We start from the raw sequence: 17758 nt of genomic DNA, 5'->3' as shown, positions 1-17758 counted from the left end.
GGCATTGGTAAAAGGACAAAGGACTAATGACTAATGACTAACGACTAATGACTAATGACAAACTTAACTAACTTTGAAAGCCTCGACAGTCTCTTGTAACTGATGGGAAATCTCTACAGTTTGTTGCAGAGATTCAGAAACTTGGCGCGAAGAATCGCTAGTGCGTTGTGATACAGCAGCGATATCTTTCATCAATTGACTAACACTTTGCGATGTTTCAACCTGAGATGCAGTTGCAGTAGAAATCGACTGCACTAAGGAGTCAATTTCACGCGATACATCCAAAATTTCACTCAGACTTTGTTTAGCCTCCTCCACAATTCGAGTTCCTTCTACAACTTGGGTAGTGCCTATTTCCATCGCTAGTACCACTTCACTGGTTTCTCGTTGGATATTTTCAACAATTTGTTCAATTTCTTGGGTGGCTGCGGCACTCCTAACTGCTAGTTCGCCGACTTCTTCAGCCACTACGGCAAAACCTTGACCTTCTTCACCCGCACGCGCTGCTTCAATACCTGCGTTAATGGCTAGTAAGTTAGTTTGAATAGCGATTTGGTTAATCAACGAAACCACACGAGAAATTTGTTGCGAAGATTCTCCCAAACGTTTCACTTTCTTAGCTGTTTCACCCACAGTTTTCCGCAAAGACAGGATGTTTTGTACTGTTAAATCCATCGCGTGTCCACTCTTAGTAGCAGTGTAAGCCGCATGATTGGCAACGAAGGCAGCTTTTTCGGCGCTTTCGGCTACACCTTGCATAGATAGGGTCATTTGGTCAACAGCATTGAGGGTGCGGTTGATTTCGGCAGCTTGGGTGAGTGCTTCTTCTGCTAAGTGGCGGATGGCTCCTTCGTTAGAGCCAATGGCACTATTAACGTGGGTAGCAGCTGCTTGAACTTGGGTAACAATATCCCGGAGGCTTTCGACAATGGAGTTGAAAAAGTCGGCAACAGTGCCTATTTCCCCAGCCGTTACATCTGCACGTACTGTCAAGTCGCCTCTGGCTGCACCTTCTACTTCATTGAGCAGTTGTAAAAGTTGCTGTTGCAGTGTTTCTTGTTGATGCAGTTCGTCGCCAGAACCGATTACTGTAACATTCCTAGATTGTATCTCTTCTAATAACTTGGCTTGTTCTAAGGCATAGCCGATTTGAGTTGCTATCTGTTGAAACAAGTCAATTTCCGGCTGTTGCCAAACACGAGGAGTTTCGCACTGATGAGCAATTAATAAGGATAAAAGCTGTCCTTCGCCAAGAATTGGTACGATCAAATTACCTTTGACAGCAAATTTTTCCAAAAGTTGGATGTAACCGACGGCATTTTTCAAGCTTTGGTCTTGATGAATGTTTGCAATTGCTTGCACGTGTCCATACTGATCGGTTTCTACATAACGTTCCCGAAAATAAGGATCGTCAATTTTGACTCCGAGCATTTGCGGCCAATTATCAGTTACCGATTCAGCAACGACAACGCCATTCCCATTAGTTTGATTTAGACTATAAATGATTACCCGGTCTGTTTTTAGCGATCGCTGAACTTCTTTTACTGCTGCTCGATAAATATCTTCAGTTTTAAGAGTTTTCCGAATTCGTAGGGTAATATCTGTTAGTAGTTTTGCCCCTTCAACGTCCAGTTCTTGTTCTTTAACTAAAACCTGCAATTGTTCGGCCATCTGGTTGATATTTGCACTCAATACCCCTAACTCGTCTTCTCTTTCGATTTCTAGACGGGTATTAAATTTACCTTGACCAAGCTTTGCTAATGCCGCAGTCGCATTTAAAATTGGCTGTGTAGTAAGTTTAGCTAACCGAGATGCGATCGCAGCTACAATCAATGCTGTAACTGCTGTGCCAATGCCTATAATCCACAACAATTGTCTTTGCGGCTCAAATACAATTGCTGTGTCTGTAGATAAAAGTACTTGCCAGTTTAAATCTGGTAAGCCATCTAACTTAGTAGCTGGTACGTAGCTAACTAGTTCTTCTTTTTTGCCAGTTTTGGGAACTTCTATAAAACTATCTACCTTATTAGCTGCTACTAGTTTAGGTAAATTAGAATACTCTGCCTTTGCCTCTTTTCCTAATAATTCCTTTTCTGGACTCAAGAAAACTGTTCCCGAAGCATCGAGCAAATGGTATTGTTGTCCATTGACTACGTAGTTTTTGATGACTTCTTCTAAAGATTTTACGGGCATCCGCGCTCTTACTACACCAATGGTTTGGCCCGTCCTTAGCTCTTTTACAGGTGCAGCTATATAAATACTCACTACACCAGTATTTTTTGCTGCTTCAGGTTTACTGATAATAGGAGTATCTTTTTGTAAAGCCTCTTGAAAGTAGGTACGGTCTTTTTGGTTGTCTAGGGGTTCGCCTGTGGATTGGACAATCAACTTACCTTGGCGATTAAAAACAGCAACGCTGTCATAAACTTTGTAGGCTTCAATAACTCCATCTAGGATTGCTTGTTTATCTTGGGTGGTAATACTTACACTAGCTTGGGGACTTGTCAAAAAAAGTAAACTTGATATTACCTGAATATCTCCGTAGCGCCCCAACATGAAACGGTTAACTTTATCACTTAAGCCAATGGCTTCAGTTTGTTGAGACTGGGTAATTTCCTTAGTAATTGATTTGTTGGCAAAGCTAAAAGCGATCGCACCGATGCCCAATACTGGTATTGTACCGATTGCGATCGCTACAATAGTTGCTTTCTTAGCCAATCCTAATTTTGTAAAAGAGGCAATAGCCTGATTTAGGAAAGAATTATTAGCCGTTTCACTAGTAGTTTTAGCTGGTAGCTTTATGACACTACCATTTATTTTTTGGGATGAAATCAATGATGCTCGTTTTTGAGCGTCACTACCTTGATTCGTATTGGTTTTATTAAACATAAAAGTAATTCTCCTAACTATGTGAATAAGAACACTAAAAATCCCTTTTAGTAATAAACTCTAATCACTGCGGAGAATAGAAGACTGCACAATTGCCTGAGCATCTAATACCAGTAATATTTCTTCTTGTTGCACAACGCATCCACATAAATAGGGAACTAAACTGGATGCCACTTGTCCGATAGGAGAATGAATATCATCAGAAATAAACTTAGTCGTACCTTTTATTTCTTGCACAACTAAACCTAATGTTAATGATTCCACTTGGATAACGATCGCACTGTATTGTCGCAGTCGATAATCTAAAGATTCTAAATTGAGCATTCTTGGCAAATCAACAACCCAAATTATCCGACTCCGCCAATTCATTAATCCTAATATACAACTGGGCATATTAGGCATTGAGGTTACAGATTCAATAGGTACAATAATTGCTTCTTGTGTATGTTTCATTGATAAAACAGCAGCAGTCTGTTGATTTAGCTGAAACTTTAGATAACCGTCTGCTAAATTATTTTGGGTTTCTTTTGAAGGAAGTGTAATGTTTATACTAGTCATTGATTAAAATTACCACTGATTTAATAGTACGTAGCAGAAGTTCACGGGTGTATGGTTTAGTTATGTAGGCATCTGCACCTTGTCTCATTGCCCATAAACGGTCAATTTCTTGATTTTTGGAACTACAAATTACAATTGGCACTTTTGCAGTAATCGGATTTCTTCTCAGATAACGACACAATTCAAATCCGCTCATTTCTGGCATTACTACATCAGTAACAATCGCATCTGGTTTTTCTAACACAGCTTTTTCTAAACCTTCTTTTGCACCACTTGCCTTAATTACGTTGTAACCACTTTCTTTCAAATAATGGCTCATTAATTCTAATTCGCTGGGAGAATCTTCTACAATTAGAATTGTGCCAAGTAAAGTCAAACTCACTATTAAATCTCCTAAAAAATAACTTAAGGCGATTAAATTTGGTTATAGTTATTGGTTGCTACTAAATTAACCAAGATGTTTGAAAACCATTTTTAGCAACTCTGATTGTGTAAAAGGCTTAGTCAAATATCCTGATGATCTAACTATTTTCGCCTTTGCCCTATCGATAAATCCTGTTCTACCAGTCACCATAATAATAGGCGTATGTTTAAAAGCTGAATGTTTCCGTAATAAGGAACATAGCTCATAGCCATCTAAGCTTGGCATCTCAACATCTAGCAATATCAGGTCGGGTTTACTCCGAAGAATTTGCATTAAAGCCTTCACAGGATCGTTGATCATCACAACTGAAAATGTGTTTTCATCCAAAAAGTGTTTGATGGAATTTAAAACTGTTTGGCTATCGTCAATGCAGGCAATTGTATATAGTTTCTTCCCAACAGGTAGCTGAGTGTTTTTCTTATTTTCAGCAATATCAAAATTGATTGGTAACGAGAACTTTTGCCAAAGTTTTATTTGCAGTTGTGGCTGAACTTGAGACGGTTGTATTTTAGACAAAACTTGGGAACCCCCACCAGCCGGAATTGATGACTGGATATTTTGCCGATTTCGTAACTGCTTTTGACAATGTTCAACAAGTAACCGTAAATCTAGGCGACAGAATTTTGGTAATTCATCCAAAGAGTTTTCTGGGCTGAATTCATAGCTACCTTCTTTTAAACATAGAAATGATTCCAGTACTTCCTTTGCTAATTCGTCTATCAGGCTTGCTGCTTGTACAGAAGTAATATAATCCTGATTTACTAACCAACAAATAGCTTGGTAATCTGCATTTGGTATTGATTGGTGTTCATTCTTCGTCTCAAACATCAGCCGCATCTGTACACGAGCAGCGCTGTTAAGAGCAGGAATTTGCTGGCTTAAGCGTCGCAAGTGACTGTCAAGCCGCTCAAACAGTTTATCTGAATAGGAGGCATAAGTAAGTTTACCGTCCTCTAGATAAATTGACCAAGAAACTATTCCAGTAAATATATTTAAGCACCCTGTAGCACGCCGACTGGTTAATTGTGCCAACAGAGATAGCGGATGTAGTTTCTGGAACAACTTGTAGCTACCTATAGGAGTTGTGCTCATTTTGCTTTTACTTCAGCTATATTCGATACGTGTAAGCTAAATTCGTACAGAGTTATTCCACAATTTAAATCAAGTAAAAAGCATCAAAATTTTGTATTTTCAAGTACATCAGCTTATCTCTAGATTTTGTGGTGGAACTCAACGAAAACAGCGTTATTTTCAAATAATCAAATCTCGGTAAAATCGTAAATTATTATGAACTTACTTTCTGTTACTGAGATTTACAGGCTTTTTGGACAATAAGACATAGAAATGTCAAGACTAGATGAAGCCACTTTCCATTGAGTAACCCCAATCTGACCACAGGAATAATACTGATTTTGTAGATAGTGATATATTTGAACTTCTGTATTTACACTGAAGTTATATTTAGTCTTTAATCAGGTAAGCAGTATATGAAGCTACTTTGCGTCGAGTAGCTTCAACTTGACCACAGTAATAATACTGGTTTATTGATAATAATAAATTGATCTTTTAATATTCACACTTAAAAGCGTAGATAAAACAGAATACAAAACTTATCTTTTGTAGCGACAGCGTAACGCACCGAAAGCACAAGAAATAGTGCGTTAGAGACATAACGTACTCTACCTATAGCAATCCGATTTGATTTCTGAATCAGTCCTAAAGGTAAGGGATTGGGAACTGGGGACTGGGGACTGGGAAGAAGGAATAAAGGTGTACTGAGTTTTGTTCAAAAATCAAATATGAGTCCTATACGAAAATAGTAGGTTATTAAATCCATCTGTTTTATATTTGAACAGAAATCTGCTAATGACAAGCTTTTTAAAGGCAGGATTTCTGAGGTCTAAGTCCTATTTAGGCAATGCAATATTTAAATAGGCTGGCAATTATCCTTGAAATTCTAACTCAAGTTTAAGCACCAGCCTAGATAAAGCAATTTAATTTATTATATAGTGCGGATGAAAGGACTTGAACCTTCACTCCTTTCGGAACTAGAACCTAAATCTAGCGCGTCTGCCAATTCCGCCACATCCGCATCAGTTTATTATCATACCATAAGAAATTATTTTTGGGAATAGGGAGTGGGGAATGGGAGGCAATACTTTTCGGATAAACCTAATCATCTCTCTTTTGGTCTGGGAAATGGTTAAAAGGCAAAGGTAAATTCAAATCCTTTCCCTTTCCCCTTTAACCATTTCCCCTATTAGGGAACTCTTTCCCCCCTGCCCCTCTGCCTCTTCTCCATGCCCAATTACATAACTGCAACACGAGGCAGACGATGCTTAAACCCACAGAGAATTTCCCAAGAAATAGTGTTTAGTTGTTCTGCCCAATCGTCTGCTGAAATTTTTTCTTTTCCCTGTTCCCCTAGCAAGGTGACTACTTCCCCTTCTTGGATATTGGGTATAGCACTTACATCCAGCATCAACTGATCCATTGTAATTGTCCCAATTTGTGAAACTCGCTGACCGCGAATTAACACCTGCATTTTGTTGGAAAGACTGCGAGGCACACCGTCAGCGTAGCCAATTCCGACGACGGCGAGGCAAAGTTCACGGGGGGCAATAAATTTATGCCCGTAACTAACAGCTGTTCCTGCGGCAATTGTTTTAACTTGGGTGACTCTTGCCTTAAGTTGCAAAACCGACTTGAGATTGATCGCATTTTGTAAATGGGTTGCTGGGTAGAGTCCGTAAACGGCTAAACCTACTCGCACAATGTCATAGTGCAGTGCCGGATTTGTCAGTGCGGCGGCTGAGTTTGCCAAGTGCAAGCAGGGTGGCTCAATTCCCATTGCTTTGATTTGAGCGATCGCTTCCTCAAATCGTCTATGCTGTTCTTCCATTGCCGTAGTATCAGGATCATCTGCTGTTGCCAAATGAGAATAAATACTGGCAATAGATAGATGTGGTAAGCGCTGTACTAATTGCACAAATTCACCAGCTTGTTGCCAATTAGTTCCCAACCTAGACATTCCCGTGTCTAATTTGATATGTACGGGCAGTAGAGAACCATGATTCATGGATTCTAGGATATCGGAAAATACCAAAGCTTGTTTAGGGCTACAAAGTGTGGGCTGAAGTTTCCAATGTGCGATCGCATGAATCTGCTCTGGTGTATGAGTTGCTCCTAAAATCAAAATGGGCGCTTGAATCCCGCCTTCTCGCAATTGAATCGCTTCTGGAACTGTAGCGACTCCCAGCCAACTAGCTCCCGATTCGATTGCAGTTTGGGCGACTGTTATCGCTCCATGTCCATAAGCATCAGCTTTTACTACTGCCATCAACTCAGTACGCGGCGATAAAAACTGTACCAATTGCTTTACATTGTACGACAACGCCTCTAAGTCAATTTCTACCCAAGCTCGTTGCGAAAACCACGCGTAGGTGTCGCACTGCTGATTGGGAACTACACCAGGGATTTGTTTGCGACTTAACATTTGTACTGACTCCTATCCCACCACGGCTAAACTTCCAGGTTATCTATACCCGCTTACTAAAGCGAGATCAGATTAAATAGGAAGTGTAACCTTCATATTGGAATTGATACAAGATGTTGTGGTAGTAAAGTAAAAATTAAGAATTATCAGTTGGGAGCAAAGGCAAAGACGCTCCTAACTTCTCAACTTCTTACTCATAACTTAATTGCCGAATTATCCCGAAAGTATAATTTATTCTCATCTCCCTAGTAGGATGTATTTGTGTTAACATTTATGTAAAGCTAATACCCTGAGCGCAGATAAATGGGGAAGGTTTTAGTCTTAAACGCCTCTTACGAACCTCTCAATATAACGAGTTGGCGTCGTGCTGTGGTTCTTTTAATTAAGGGCAAAGCAGAACGTGTGGAACATAACGGGAAATTCCTATACTCGGATTTTCCGTTACCAACCGTAATCAGGTTGCGTCATTACGTGCGTGTTCCTTATAAAGAAATTCCTCTGACTCGCCGAAATATATTGCACCGTGACGGTCATGCGTGTCAATACTGTGGTTATACAGGGGATGAGTTGACCCTAGACCATGTAATACCGCGATCGCGCGGCGGGGGTGATAGCTGGGAGAACATTGTGACTGCTTGTGTGCGTTGCAATGTTAAAAAAGGTAGTCGAACTCCAAATGAAGCTCACATGCCTTTACGTCATCCTCCTCGCCAACCTTATAGCAGCCTCTATTTCGAGGTTAGTAAACATCTTAAGAGTGGACTGCATACAGAGTGGCAAAAGTATGTTATAGGTCTTTGAGTAAAAAAGTAGAGGAGCAAAGGAGAAAGAAGAAACATCTTTTTGCTTTGAGACAGTGCTAATAACTTTAGTTATCGATTGTTGAAAAATTGGTGGCTATATTACTTGCAACGAATGAATGCGATCGCGTCTGGCAAACAGGCGCAATGCCTCAATGCTCAAGCCTCTACATTTATGTATGGGGCTTGCTCCCTAGCTTATGTCTTCCTGCACTAGTACAGGTTGGCGGAAATAAACCTATTATTTTATTACAGCTAGAAAGCCCAAAATTATAGGTTTTTGACGTTTTGAACGCCAGTTGCTTCTCCTGTCGGAGACGCTGCGCGAACAAGTCGGCAGAGCCGCCCAACGCACTGGCTCCTTTTGACTTCCGTCTTGCGGTACTAGACTTTGCTCTAAATTATCAGAATTTTCAAAGGAGATAAAAAACACGCATCATTCAATAAAAATAATTGTTAATTGCTCAATACTCACAAGAATGAGAGTATTGAGCATAAGACTATTTCAAATATCAAGGAGTAGAGCTAAAATACAAGATATAAATTATACCCTAAGTCAGATTAAAATCCCACTCATTGAATTTAAAAAAACAAAAAAGCTCCTTAAACAGATTTATGCTGTCAGATAAAGCCCTATATACTAAACTTTCTTGTTTCCAGCACCTATAAGGTCTAAGAGTAGAATTTACTTCATTAATTGACCATTATTAAGCGCTGCTGTGACTGACAAAAATATACTTAGATGTATAGTGCAATGTCCTGATATTTTTGCGAAGATCAAAATAATGTGGCTGAATTTAGTGAATTGCTGATTGCGGTATTTCTGAACTAAAGAAGCCTCACACTTTAAAAAAGTTCCCTATGTACTTGAATTCTCCCATTACTCAGTTTGAGAGTTTGTCATCGACCACAGAGCCAAACCCAGAGGAACCTGAAATAGAGAAAACGCCAGTGGAAGTTTCATTTAAAACTCCGTCATTACCGCCATCGGTAGGTGAAGGAGCTATATATCTTAATAACCGTGGTAATTCCCTGGCACTACAAAAGTCAGAAGAACTGCAAAGAACGCTTCTGGCACACCGACACGATCGCCAGCTTGTAATTCTGCAAGATTTTCCCGATCCTGATGCCCTTTCTTGTGCCTGGGCTTATCAGTTAATTGCCCAGCAATATGATATCAAATGTGAAATCATTTATGCCGGCGCATTAAGTCATCAAGAAAATATTGCCTTGGTAAGGTTGACTAATTTACCTATCCAACGCTGGACACCGCAAACCTTGAAAACCAAGGATTTGTCATGTTATCAAGGTTTTGTATTAATTGATAACCAGGGAACCACTTCACAGCTACTGTCAGCAGTGCAGCAAGCTGGAATTCCGCTAATAGTCCTCGTCGACCATCACAGTATCCAAGGCGATCTGCAATCAGAGTTTGAGGATATCCGCCCTTATGTCAGAGCGACGGCAACAATTTTTACCCAATACCTGCAAACGGGATTATTGGCATTAGATAGCAGCATAAATCAACACGTCAAATGCGCTACTGCTTTGATGCACGGCTTGCGATCGGATACAGATCGGTTAATGCAAGCGCAAGAAGAAGACTTTATGGCAGCTGCGTATTTAAGCCGATTTTATGACGCTCAACTGCTAAACGCCATTTTACAGGCGAATCGTTCTAAGCGGGTAATGGATGTGATCGAGCGATCGCTAAAAAATCGCATCGTCCAAAATAACTTTTCCATCGCTGGTGTTGGTTATTTACGCTACGAAGACCGTGACGCCATCCCCCAAGCAGCTGATTTTCTTGTTACTGAAGAAAACGTTCACACCGCCGTAGTTTACGGTATTGTTCACGATGAAGATGAAGAACTAGAAATAGTCATTGGCTCCCTGAGAACTAGCAAACTGACCCTTGACCCCGATGAATTCATCAAAGAAGCCTTTGGACAAGATAGTGCAGGGCGCTTTTTCGGCGGTGGAAGAACAAGCGCAGGCGGCTTTGAAATTCCAATGGGCTTTTTATCTGGCAGCAACGAAAATTCCGCTTATGCGAAAATGAAATGGGAAGTATTCGACGCTCAAATTAAGCAAAAACTGCTGAGGTTAGTTAATCCTAGAGATAACCCAATTCAGTCGGAGTAGAGGGAGATTAAGGAGATGGGGAGAACTCCTAACTTATGCAATAGTCAAAGTGTTTGGTTATTATGAGCGCGTTATTATGATCCTAAAGAAAGCAGCGCATATATTATCATGTACCAACTCACTTTGACTATTCCAGAAGAAACTGTATTGGCTCTCAATGTAAAACCAGAACAGTTACAAGGTGAAGTTCTTCTCGCTGCTGCTATGAAGTTATACGAACTTGGCAAACTCTCTTCAGGAGCAGCAGCTAATTTAGCAGGTATTCCCAAAGTTGTATTCCTTTCACAACTAGCAAAATATAACATCAGCACCTTCAAACTCACTGAGGCTGAACTGATTGAGGATTTAGCTCGTGCCTAATGTGATTGTTGATACTTCAGCAGTGCAATATCTCTACCAGCTTAACTTATTTGATTTATTATCTAATTTGTATGCTCAAGTGATTATTCCGCCTAGTGTAGCTTCTGAGATAGCGCAGGGGCTTGCTCTTGGTGTTTCGCTACCTAACTTGAATGCTTTTACATGGGTAAAAACTGTTCCTGTCTCTGCCGAACAACTGATTCCTACTTTACCCAATTTGGGTATGGGTGAGCGTGAAGTTATTTCCCTTGCTGTAAATATGACGGATGCTCTAGCCATTTTAGACGATGGATTAGCTAGGGCTTATGCGAAGGAGTTAAATATTGCATTCACAGGTACTCTGGGTATTTTGCTCAAAGCAAAACAAGCAGGACATCTGAATATACTCTCCCCTTTGCTCGATCAGTTAAATTCTCTTGGTTTTCGTGTAGATTATGAAACACAGCGATTTGTTTTAAAACTTGCAGGTGAAGCTTCCTGATTACTGGATTAAGTAGATATACGGTAAGTTTTCGTATATAAACTAGTTAAGATTCAAGGTAAAAAGGAGTTAAGAATGCCACTAGAAGTAACAGATATTCAGACTTTAAAGAGCTATATCGATGGAGTAATGGAACGCGCTGACCATCATGCTGGAGGTGTAAACGAAATTTCTCTGGCGCTTGCAGGTGCAATTGTCTGGAGAAAAGACAATGAACCTATAAAGGTTATGGTTCGTGACGGTGAAACCAAGAATGTACTCTGGGTCAAAATTAATCACACTCCCTATGCTTTCTCTTATAACCACACCACTGGTGAAATTGAATTGCGTGAGCGTTCTATACGGGGGAAAATTTTACATACCTTCTCGAACAAAACTCCTGTGAGCCAAGTAAAGCAGATTTTTGAGTCTTTATAGTTTTGTCCAGTCTTGACTTGGGTAGCGTTAGCGTAACCTAAGACCAATTTCTCTGAAAACGCTCTAACCTACCATTTTTAAATAAGGTTTAAACCTGTTGTCATATCCGTAACTAGAACACCTAACGCCGCGTTGCACCGGACAGATCACATATCAATGAATACGTAATAATGATTAAGATTAGGATAGGTTAATTCACACCAGACGTAAATCCTAACTAAGCACGGGCCACGCCCCGCTATGCTAAACAAAATTCAAAGTATGGAACTATATTTAATTCGTCATGGCATCGCCGAAGACAAAGGATTAGGCATCAAGGATGAAGAACGCAGCCTTACCAAAGAAGGAAGGCAAAAAACTGAGAAAGTTGCCCAGAAACTTGTTAAATTGGGATTAAACTTTGATTTGATTCTCACCAGCCCCTTAGTGCGGGCCCGCCAAACGGCTGAAATTCTTATAGCAGAAAAACTAAGCTCTAAATTAGAGGAATCTAGCCACCTCGCCCACGATGGTCAAATTTCTAGTTGGCTAAAAGACTGGTTAGAGCCAAGAAATTATTCCCAAAATACGCAACTGGCGCTGGTTGGACACGAACCTGATTTGACCAATTGGGCAGAAATTCTTTTATGGGGAGAAGTCAAAGGAAGCTTAGTCTTGAAAAAAGCAGGTATGATTGGGATAAAACTACCAGAAACAGGTTCTCCTCTGGGTCGGAGTCAGATGTTTTGGTTGACACCACCCAAGTACCTGCTATAACAGTTTTTCAACATTTCCAATTGTTGTTAGAAGGGCTACTGTTATAGCGACAATAATTTCTGGTAAGTTAGCTTGATCAGATATTTCACAAAGCGAATGGTGGTGCCATGATGGTGTGCGAATACAAGCCTGGTTTAGAAGGCATTCCCGCCGCCCAATCAAGTATCAGCTATGTTGATGGGCAAAAGGGAATACTAGAATATCGTGGCATCCGGATTGAGGAACTAGCAGAGAAAAGTACATTCCTAGAAACTGCTTATCTCTTAATCTGGGGCGAACTGCCAAGCGAAGAAGAACTGAAAACATTTGAGCATGAAGTTCGTTACCACAGGCGGATAAAATACCGCATTCGGGACATGATGAAATGCTTTCCTGAAAGCGGTCACCCAATGGATGCGCTGCAAGCCTCTGCTGCTGCTTTAGGGTTATTTTATTCGCTCCGGGATTTACATAACCCTGCCTACATTCGAGATTCGGTAGTGCGCTTGATAGCTACCATTCCTACGATGGTAGCAGCGTTCCAACTGATGCGAAAAGGCAATGACCCGGTACGTCCCCGTGATGACTTAGACTATTCCGCTAACTTCCTGTACATGCTCGATGAGAAAGAACCCGATCCTCTGATGGCGCGGATTTTTGATATCTGCTTGATACTTCAAGTTGAGCATACGATGAATGCTTCTACTTTTAGTGCCAGGGTGACAGCTTCCACCTTGACTGACCCTTATGCTGTGGTTGCTAGTGCAGTGGGAACTTTGGGAGGGCCTCTGCATGGTGGAGCCAATGAAGAAGTAATTCAGATGTTGGAAAAAATTGGCTCTGTAGAAAATGTCCGTCCCTACATAGAGCATTGTCTGCAAACTAAATCTAAGATTATGGGTTTTGGACATCGTGTGTATAAAGTAAAAGACCCACGAGCCATAATTTTACAAGGACTGGCAGAACAGCTCTTTGAAAAGTTTGGACATGACAAATTCTATGATATTGCTCTAGAAATGGAACAAGTGGTAGGAGAAAAACTCGGTAGCAAAGGAATTTATCCAAATATTGACTTTTACTCAGGTTTGGTGTATAGAAAAATGGGAATTCCTACAGACTTGTTTACGCCAATATTTGCGATCGCTCGTGTTGCCGGTTGGTTAGCCCACTGGAAAGAACAACTAGCAGAAAACCGGATTTTCCGTCCTACTCAAGTTTACAACGGTCTGCACGAAGTTACTTATACCCCAATTGACAAACGGTAATTGGGCATAGGGCATGGGGCATAGGGCATGGGGCATTGGTCACAAGACAGAAGCAGAGGGGATAAAACTTACTGTAACTTCTCCCCTGCTCCCCTGCTCCCCTGCTCCCCTGCTCCCCCTCGTCTCCTTGTCCCTCAATAGCCAATCCCAATGCCAATCATAAGTAGAAGTTCTCATATCGCTTCAGAGGGCTAAAACCATCCAAGGATATACTAGGCATGGGAATTAGCGACAAATCTTCTATCAAGCATCATCTGGGCAAAAATTAAAAATGGGTGAATTTACAGGTATTAATTCAACTAATAGTTGTAATTCACTATGACTCGATGTCTTAAAGAGTGGAAACATGAACTCAGGAATTGACCTCCAAGGAACTTTTATTGAATCCCTCCGGGATTTAGGTTTACCAGCAGGAACAGCCAAAGCGATTTGGATGCCACTGCCAATGATACTGATGCTGATTGGGGCAACAGTGGGGGTATTAGTTGCTACTTGGCTAGAACGAAAGATTTCTGCCGCCGCACAGCAGCGAATTGGGCCAGAATACCAGGGGCCTTTTGGGTTGCTGGTACCTGTAGCGGATGGTTTGAAGTTGGTATTTAAAGAAGATATAGTACCAGCCAAATCTGACCCTTGGCTGTTTACCCTTGGCCCAATTATTGTTGTGATTCCGGTGTTTCTGTCATTCCTGATCGTCCCCTTTGGGCAGAACATCGTAATTAGCAATGTCGGCATGGGCGTATTCTTGTGGATTGCCTTGTCAAGCATTCAACCCATTGGTTTGTTAATGGCTGGCTACGCATCTAATAATAAATACTCCCTCTTAGGGGGCTTGCGAGCAGCAGCGCAATCTATTAGTTACGAAATTCCTTTGGCGTTAGCGGTGTTAGCGATCGCTATGATGTCTAATAGCCTCGACACCGTTGATATTGTCAATCAACAGTCTGGCTACGGCATTCTGGGCTGGAACATTTGGCGGCAACCAATCGGTTTCATAATCTTTTGGATAGCCGCCCTAGCTGAATGCGAACGATTACCTTTTGACTTACCCGAAGCAGAAGAAGAAATCGTCGCAGGTTATCAGACTGAATACTCAGGTATGAAATTCGGTCTTTTCTACCTGGGTTCATACGTTAACTTGATCCTTTCTTCCTTACTAGTAGCAATTCTTTACCTGGGCGGTTGGGACTTTCCTATTCCCCTCAACCTCATCGCTGGTTGGCTGGGAGTCAGTGAACTAAATCCTGTGTTCCAGATAGTAACTGCTGCTTTGGGGATTACGATGACCGTGTTCAAAGCCTATTTACTAGTGTTTGTCGCTATCCTGTTGCGCTGGACAGTGCCACGGGTACGGATTGACCAACTATTAGATTTAGGATGGAAGTTTTTGTTACCAGTTGGCTTGGTTAATCTCCTATTAACCGCCGCTCTAAAACTAGCCTTTCCCTTCGCCTTCGGCGGGTAAACCAATTTTAGATTTTAGATTTTGGATTGAATCTGAAATCTAAAATCCAAAATCCAAAAGAGAGAATGAAACACAATGCTAAAGTTCCTGAAACAAGTTGGTGATTACGCCAAAGAAACAGTACAAGCTGCGCGTTACATTGGTCAGGGGCTTTCTGTCACCTTCGATCACATGCGGCGGCGTCCGATTACCGTACAGTATCCTTACGAGAAACTGATTCCTGGCGAACGGTTTCGCGGTAGAATTCACTTTGAATTTGATAAGTGCATCGCTTGCGAAGTCTGTGTTCGCGTTTGTCCAATTAACCTGCCTGTAGTAGATTGGGAATTCGACAAAGCTAGCAAAAAGAAAAAACTCAACCACTACAGCATTGACTTTGGAGTTTGTATCTTTTGCGGTAATTGTGTGGAATTTTGCCCGACTAACTGTCTATCCATGACAGAAGAGTATGAGCTTTCCACTTACGATCGCCATGAATTGAACTATGACAGCGTAGCACTAGGTCGTCTGCCCTACAAGGTAACAGATGATCCAATGGTTACACCACTACGCGAACTAGTTTACCTACCCAAAGGCGTCCTCGAACCACATGGACTACCCGCAGATGCACCGCGTCCTGGTGCGCGTCCAGAAGAACTGGTAGAACAAACGGAAAAATAATGTCATTTGTCCTTTGTTATTTAACTAATGACTAATGACCAATGACTAATGACCATCCAAATTTGTGATTTGTAATTTTGGATTGAAACAAAAATCTAAAATCTAAAATCCAAAATCCAAAATTGATTGACTAAGGACAAAAAACAGTGAATCTAGCGGAAGGAGTACAGTTTGTATCGCTTGGCATATTAGGCGTGATGATGATTGGGGCGGCCATTGGTGTGGTGCTGTTTTCCAACATCGTCTATTCTGCCTTTTTGCTGGGGGGTGTGTTCATTAGCATAGCGGGAATCTACCTGTTGCTAAATGCTGATTTTGTTGCAGCGGCACAAATACTGATTTACGTTGGGGCGGTTAACGTGTTGATTTTGTTTGCCATTATGTTGGTGAACAAGCGGGAGAATTTTGTAGCATTTCCTAACTCCTGGGTGCGGAAAGTATTAACAGGTTTAGTCAGTATAGGATTGTTCGGTCTTTTAAGTACGATGGTGCTGGCTACTCCTTGGGCTTACTCAGCTGCTCCTGTGGCGGGTGGCGAAAGTTCTATAGTTTTAATTGGAGAACATTTCTTTACTGACTTTCTACTGCCTTTTGAATTGGCTTCCATTTTACTGCTGATAGCAATGGTAGGAGCGATTATTTTGGCACGCCGCGAGTATTTGCCAGACTTGTTGACACCATCCAAACTGGGGCAAACTGTTTTGACTTTGCAAGAACGCCCCAGAGAACTAGTATCAACAACCAGCGAAACAAAAGAGTAATATTTGCGACCTGAGTCGTAGATAAATAGCCAGATTTTTCAGGAGGGATATTCAGATTCATGCAACTCCAGTACTTTCTATTACTAGCAGCAGCTTTGTTCTGTATCGGCATTTACGGTTTAATTACTAGCCGCAACGCTGTGCGGGTGCTGATGTCAATTGAGTTACTGCTCAACGCTGTTAATCTGAATTTAATGGCATTTTCCAACTTCCTCGACTCAACATTAATTAAGGGTCAGGTTTTCACAGTATTTGTGATTACCGTGGCCGCAGCCGAGGCGGCGGTGGGTTTAGCGATCGTGCTTGCCATTTATCGCAACCGTGATACCGTCGATATGGAGCAGTTTAATCTCCTGAAATGGTAATTGTGCGTGCAACTCAAGCAGGTAATCATTGCTTATAAAGCGCGGGATGCCCGGAGTAAACAATGGGCAGAAATCTGTGCTAAACAACTAGAAAGCCGCGAGTGCCAGGTGTTGATGGGGCCTAGCGGGCCGAAAGACAACCCCTATCCTGTCTTTTTGGCTTCGGCGGCTCAACCAATCGATCTCGCCTTGGTACTCGGTGGCGATGGTACTGTTTTAACTGGTGCCAGACATTTAGCCCCAGCTGGCATCCCGATTCTGGGAGTGAATGTGGGAGGTCATCTGGGGTTTTTAACTGAGTCGGTGGAAGAGTTTCAGGATACTGAGAAAGTTTGGGATCGACTGTTTGAGGATCGCTATGCTATCCAACGACGGATGATGTTACAAGCTGCTGTGTATGAGGGTCACGGGGCTAATTTAGAACCAGTTAGTGAGCATTATCTGGCTCTGAATGAGTTTTGTGTCAAACCCGCCTCCGCAGATCGGATGATTACTTCAATTCTGGAAATGGAAATTGACGGTGAGGTAGTCGATCAGTACGTCGGGGACGGGTTGATTATTTCCACCCCTACAGGTTCCACTGGTTACACCGTTTCTGCTAATGGGCCAATTATGCATGATGGTATGGAGGCGCTTACCATCACTCCTATTTGTGCAATGAGCCTTTCTAGTCGCCCCCTTGTTTTACCCCCTGGTTCTGTGGTGAGTATTTGGCCTTTGGGGGATTATGATTTGAGTACCAAGCTGTGGACAGATGGGGTTTTGGGGACTTCAATTTGGCCAGGACACCGCGTTGATGTGCGGATGGCAGATTGTCGGGCTAAATTTATTATTTTGCGCGAGAACAATTCCTACTATCAAACGCTGCGGGAGAAGTTGCTTTGGGCTGGTACAAGGGTTCACTACAGCAATAATCACCGTAATTAAGTATTTTAGA

General features: G+C 41.7%; 18 protein-coding genes and 1 tRNA gene. 13 read left to right on the top strand and 6 right to left on the bottom strand.

The genetic code is table 11. The annotated features are described in order from the left end of the window. Positions 1 to 63: 63 nt before the first annotated feature. From CDC33_RS20855 to alr, 6 genes are all read right to left on the bottom strand, one after another. Positions 64 to 2889 carry a methyl-accepting chemotaxis protein gene (locus CDC33_RS20855; RefSeq protein ID WP_109010403.1) on the bottom strand — a complete coding sequence of 942 codons (2826 nt, stop codon included), beginning with the start codon at positions 2887 to 2889 and terminating at the stop codon, positions 64 to 66. 60 nt (positions 2890 to 2949) lie between these two features. After that, positions 2950 to 3447: a chemotaxis protein CheW gene (locus CDC33_RS20850; RefSeq protein WP_109010402.1), complete on the bottom strand. Its 498-nt coding sequence runs from the start codon at positions 3445 to 3447 to the stop codon at positions 2950 to 2952. Next, the gene (locus CDC33_RS20845; RefSeq protein ID WP_109010400.1) at positions 3440 to 3829 is read right to left on the bottom strand and encodes a response regulator transcription factor; all 390 of its coding nucleotides are present in this window, start codon (positions 3827 to 3829) and stop codon (positions 3440 to 3442) included. The genes CDC33_RS20850 and CDC33_RS20845 overlap by 8 nt, the downstream gene beginning before the upstream one ends. 66 nt (positions 3830 to 3895) lie before the next feature. After that, complete coding sequence (locus CDC33_RS20840; RefSeq protein WP_109010399.1) at positions 3896 to 4963, bottom strand: response regulator; 1068 nt, start codon at positions 4961 to 4963, stop codon at positions 3896 to 3898. Positions 4964 to 5881: 918 nt separating this feature from the next. Further along, positions 5882 to 5963, bottom strand: a tRNA-Leu gene (locus tag CDC33_RS20835). A gap of 216 nt (positions 5964 to 6179) precedes the next feature. Next, positions 6180 to 7367 carry an alanine racemase gene (alr, locus tag CDC33_RS20830; protein ID WP_109010397.1) on the bottom strand — a complete coding sequence of 396 codons (1188 nt, stop codon included), beginning with the start codon at positions 7365 to 7367 and terminating at the stop codon, positions 6180 to 6182. A 303-nt stretch (positions 7368 to 7670) separates the two neighbouring features. Here alr and CDC33_RS20825 point away from each other — a divergent pair, with 303 nt between their 5' ends. The 13 genes from CDC33_RS20825 (at position 7671) to CDC33_RS20770 (ending at position 17748) form a co-directional block, all read left to right on the top strand. After that, positions 7671 to 8168 (top strand): HNH endonuclease, encoded by a 498-nt coding sequence (locus tag CDC33_RS20825; RefSeq protein WP_100898801.1) that lies wholly within the window; start codon positions 7671 to 7673, stop codon positions 8166 to 8168. Between the two features lie 92 nt (positions 8169 to 8260). Further along, complete coding sequence (locus CDC33_RS39885; protein ID WP_146195846.1) at positions 8261 to 8443, top strand: hypothetical protein; 183 nt, start codon at positions 8261 to 8263, stop codon at positions 8441 to 8443. Between the two features lie 585 nt (positions 8444 to 9028). Further along, positions 9029 to 10312 (top strand): DHH family phosphoesterase, encoded by a 1284-nt coding sequence (locus CDC33_RS20820; RefSeq protein WP_109010395.1) that lies wholly within the window; start codon positions 9029 to 9031, stop codon positions 10310 to 10312. Positions 10313 to 10420: 108 nt separating this feature from the next. Continuing rightward, the gene (locus CDC33_RS20815; protein ID WP_109010393.1) at positions 10421 to 10672 is read left to right on the top strand and encodes a UPF0175 family protein; all 252 of its coding nucleotides are present in this window, start codon (positions 10421 to 10423) and stop codon (positions 10670 to 10672) included. After that, entirely contained in the window at positions 10665 to 11153 is a 489-nt protein-coding gene (locus CDC33_RS20810; RefSeq protein ID WP_109010392.1) for a PIN domain-containing protein, read from the top strand. Before CDC33_RS20815 ends, CDC33_RS20810 begins: the two co-directional genes overlap by 8 nt. 75 nt (positions 11154 to 11228) lie before the next feature. Then, a complete protein-coding gene (locus CDC33_RS20805) occupies positions 11229 to 11570 on the top strand; it encodes a Vch_cass14 family protein (RefSeq protein ID WP_109010390.1) in 342 nt (113 codons plus the stop codon). Between the two features lie 261 nt (positions 11571 to 11831). Then, positions 11832 to 12326: a phosphohistidine phosphatase SixA gene (gene sixA, locus CDC33_RS20800; protein ID WP_109010389.1), complete on the top strand. Its 495-nt coding sequence runs from the start codon at positions 11832 to 11834 to the stop codon at positions 12324 to 12326. A 107-nt stretch (positions 12327 to 12433) separates the two neighbouring features. Next, a complete protein-coding gene (locus tag CDC33_RS20795; RefSeq protein WP_109010387.1) occupies positions 12434 to 13570 on the top strand; it encodes a citrate synthase in 1137 nt (378 codons plus the stop codon). Between the two features lie 346 nt (positions 13571 to 13916). Then, on the top strand, positions 13917 to 15035 hold the full coding sequence (gene nuoH, locus CDC33_RS20790; protein WP_109010386.1) for an NADH-quinone oxidoreductase subunit NuoH: 1119 nt from the start codon (positions 13917 to 13919) through the stop codon (positions 15033 to 15035). A 75-nt stretch (positions 15036 to 15110) separates the two neighbouring features. Further along, the gene (gene ndhI, locus CDC33_RS20785; RefSeq protein WP_109010384.1) at positions 15111 to 15695 is read left to right on the top strand and encodes an NAD(P)H-quinone oxidoreductase subunit I; all 585 of its coding nucleotides are present in this window, start codon (positions 15111 to 15113) and stop codon (positions 15693 to 15695) included. Positions 15696 to 15841: 146 nt separating this feature from the next. Next, positions 15842 to 16456, top strand: coding sequence for an NADH-quinone oxidoreductase subunit J (locus CDC33_RS20780; RefSeq protein ID WP_109010383.1), 615 nt, complete (start codon positions 15842 to 15844; stop codon positions 16454 to 16456). Between the two features lie 59 nt (positions 16457 to 16515). Continuing rightward, the gene (gene nuoK / locus CDC33_RS20775; RefSeq protein WP_006199065.1) at positions 16516 to 16821 is read left to right on the top strand and encodes an NADH-quinone oxidoreductase subunit NuoK; all 306 of its coding nucleotides are present in this window, start codon (positions 16516 to 16518) and stop codon (positions 16819 to 16821) included. A 6-nt stretch (positions 16822 to 16827) separates the two neighbouring features. Then, positions 16828 to 17748, top strand: coding sequence for an NAD(+) kinase (locus CDC33_RS20770; protein WP_109010381.1), 921 nt, complete (start codon positions 16828 to 16830; stop codon positions 17746 to 17748). Positions 17749 to 17758: the final 10 nt, after the last annotated feature.

The organism is Nostoc commune NIES-4072, assembly GCF_003113895.1.
Classification (GTDB): domain Bacteria; phylum Cyanobacteriota; class Cyanobacteriia; order Cyanobacteriales; family Nostocaceae; genus Nostoc; species Nostoc commune.
Note: the sequence above shows the minus strand (reverse complement) of the source record. Positions and strands in the feature narration are given on the sequence as shown.

Bases quoted from the DNA above. Each gene is read 5' to 3' on its own strand.
- CDC33_RS20855 (WP_109010403.1), bottom strand. From the start codon at position 2,889: ATGTTTAATAAAACCAATACGAATCAAGGTAGTGACGCTCAAAAACGA.
- CDC33_RS20850 (WP_109010402.1), bottom strand. From the start codon at position 3,447: ATGACTAGTATAAACATTACACTTCCTTCAAAAGAAACCCAAAATAAT.
- CDC33_RS20840 (WP_109010399.1), bottom strand. From the start codon at position 4,963: ATGAGCACAACTCCTATAGGTAGCTACAAGTTGTTCCAGAAACTACAT.
- alr (WP_109010397.1), bottom strand. From the start codon at position 7,367: ATGTTAAGTCGCAAACAAATCCCTGGTGTAGTTCCCAATCAGCAGTGC.
- CDC33_RS20825 (WP_100898801.1), top strand. From the start codon at position 7,671: ATGGGGAAGGTTTTAGTCTTAAACGCCTCTTACGAACCTCTCAATATA.
- CDC33_RS20820 (WP_109010395.1), top strand. From the start codon at position 9,029: ATGTACTTGAATTCTCCCATTACTCAGTTTGAGAGTTTGTCATCGACC.
- CDC33_RS20815 (WP_109010393.1), top strand. From the start codon at position 10,421: ATGTACCAACTCACTTTGACTATTCCAGAAGAAACTGTATTGGCTCTC.
- CDC33_RS20805 (WP_109010390.1), top strand. From the start codon at position 11,229: ATGCCACTAGAAGTAACAGATATTCAGACTTTAAAGAGCTATATCGAT.
- sixA (WP_109010389.1), top strand. From the start codon at position 11,832: ATGGAACTATATTTAATTCGTCATGGCATCGCCGAAGACAAAGGATTA.
- CDC33_RS20795 (WP_109010387.1), top strand. From the start codon at position 12,434: ATGATGGTGTGCGAATACAAGCCTGGTTTAGAAGGCATTCCCGCCGCC.
- nuoH (WP_109010386.1), top strand. From the start codon at position 13,917: ATGAACTCAGGAATTGACCTCCAAGGAACTTTTATTGAATCCCTCCGG.
- ndhI (WP_109010384.1), top strand. From the start codon at position 15,111: ATGCTAAAGTTCCTGAAACAAGTTGGTGATTACGCCAAAGAAACAGTA.
- nuoK (WP_006199065.1), top strand. From the start codon at position 16,516: ATGCAACTCCAGTACTTTCTATTACTAGCAGCAGCTTTGTTCTGTATC.